Annotated in this window: 1 pseudogene; it reads left to right on the forward strand. The window is 66.7% G+C overall.

The features are described 5' to 3' along the window. Nucleotides 1-2244, forward strand: a pseudogene (locus EN879_RS40690) (autotransporter outer membrane beta-barrel domain-containing protein); the annotation flags it as partial.

Raw genomic sequence — 2244 nt, forward strand, 5'->3', positions numbered from 1 at the left:
CACCAATGGCGCGGCGGTACACACCGAAGGTGTCCAGTCTCATGGCATCCTGGCGCAGTCGATCGGCGGCGGTGGCGGCTCAGGCGGATTTGCCGTCTCGGTTGGCGGGCCGTCCTTCTCGCTTGGCGGCGATGGCGCGTCGGGCGGCGGGAGCAAGAAGGTCTATGTCGAAAACACAGGCCTGATCAGCACGGACAAGGATATGTCGATCGGCATCTTCGCGCAGTCGGTCGGCGGCTCGGGCGGCGACGGCGGGTTTGCGATGGCGGCCGGCGCCTTTGCCGCGGTCGGCATCGGTGGCAAAGGCGGGGCCGGCGGCGCGGCCGGCGAGGTAGAGGTCAAGAACACCAGCAACATCACGACCGTGGGCTCCCTCTCACACGGCATTCTCGCCCAGTCGGTCGGCGGCGGTGGCGGCAATGGCGGATCTGTCGGAACGTTTGCCGTCGGTCTGTTCGGCGCCGCTTCCGTGGCGATCGGCGGCGGTGGCGGCGATGGCAATCTCAGCAACCAGGTCACGGTCACCCACAAAGGTGACATTCATGTCGGCGGCATGGGCTCGAAGGCCATCCTTGCGCAATCGGTCGGTGGCAGTGGCGGCAACGGCGGTTCGGCTTATTCAGGCGCGGTCAGCGCTGGTCTCTACGTGTCCGCTTCGGTCGGGGTTGCCGTGGGTGGCGAGGGCGGCAACGGAGGCAATGGTGGAAAGGTAACGGTTCGGGCTGATGGCAACCTGATTGCCGACACCGACGCAGCCGGTTCCGGCGGCATCGTTGCCCAGTCCATCGGCGGCGGCGGCGGCAATGGCGGCCGCGCTGCCACGATTTCGGGTGCAGCCAGCACGGGGGTCAGCGTTTCACTCGGTGTCACTGTTGGTGGCTGGGGTGGCGACGGTGGCAAGAGCGACCTCGTCATCGTCGACAGCGGCATGAATGGCGGCGGCAGCATCGTTACCAAAGGCGCCAACGCGATCGGCATCCTCGCGCAATCGGTGGCCGGTAGCGGCGGCAATGGCGGCGATTCCTGGGGAGCTGCAGGCGGCTTCGGGGTCAACGCCAGCATCAATGCGACAGTCACCATCGGTGGCGGCGGCGGCAAGGGCAACATCAGCGGCGATGTCGCCGTTCACAACGCCATGACGATCAAGACGGGTGGGGACATGAGCGCCGCGATCGTTGCCCAGTCGATCGGCGGCGGCGGCGGCAACGGCGGAGCGACCAATGGCGCGACGGCCGATCTCGGTACAGAAAACGGCGTCAACGTCGCCGTCAACGTTGGTGTCGGCGGGGCGGGTGGCACAGGCAACAAGTCCGGTGCCGTGGATGTTACGAATTCCGCCAATTTGACCACCGACGGCGACTATTCGTCCGGCATTGTTGCCCAATCGATCGGCGGCGGTGGCGGCATGGGCGGTGCGACAAACACGCAGGCCTTCCACGTCGGCGGCACCGCCGGCACGAGCGTTACCGCAAATGTCAGCATCGGCGGCAATGGCGGCGAAGGCAACGATGCCGCCTGTGCCGCGGACGCCGGTGGCAATGCCACTTGTTTCGATGGCAAGGTCGGTGTCGCAGTCGATAATTCGGGCGAGATCCGCACAAGCGGGTTCAACTCGGTCGGCATCCTCGCCATGTCCATCGGCGGCGGTGGCGGCGGCGGCGGCTCGGCTTCGACCAAAGAGGATATCGTCGGCCCAGGCGATGCTGGCGAGACTTCGGTCGGTATCGGCGCGGCGATCGCCCTCGGTGCCGGCGGCGCCGGCAATGGCGGCACGGTTTCGGTGACCAACCGCAATCTGATCGTCACGGACGGCGCCGATTCCTATGGCATCAGCGCCAATTCGATCGGTGGCGGCGGCGGTGTCGGCGGCTCGTCCAGCTCTGGCGTGCTTGGCACTTACGCAATCGGCGGCTCGCTTGGCGGTGCGGGTGGCAAGGGCGGCAATGGCAACCAGGTCGATGTCGTCAATATGGCCGGCGCAACGATATGGACCAAGCAGGAGCGCTCGATAGGCATCTTCGCGCAGTCGGTCGGTGGCGGCGGCGGCGCAGGTGGTGCCGGCGAAAGCAAGGGCAAGAGCGATGGCGGTGAAGTCGCGGTAAACCTGTCGCTTGGCGGCTCGGGTGAGGTCGGCGGCAACGGCGGCAAGGTCAATGTCGAAAACAGCGGCATAATCCAGACCGACAAGGCCAATTCCCACGGCATCCTGGCGCAGTCGATCGGCGGCTCCGGTGGCTGCGGCGG

Origin of the sequence: Mesorhizobium sp. M7A.F.Ca.AU.002.02.1.1, from assembly GCF_003998535.1 — a bacterium.
In the GTDB taxonomy this organism is placed as follows: Bacteria; Pseudomonadota; Alphaproteobacteria; order Rhizobiales; family Rhizobiaceae; genus Mesorhizobium; species Mesorhizobium ciceri.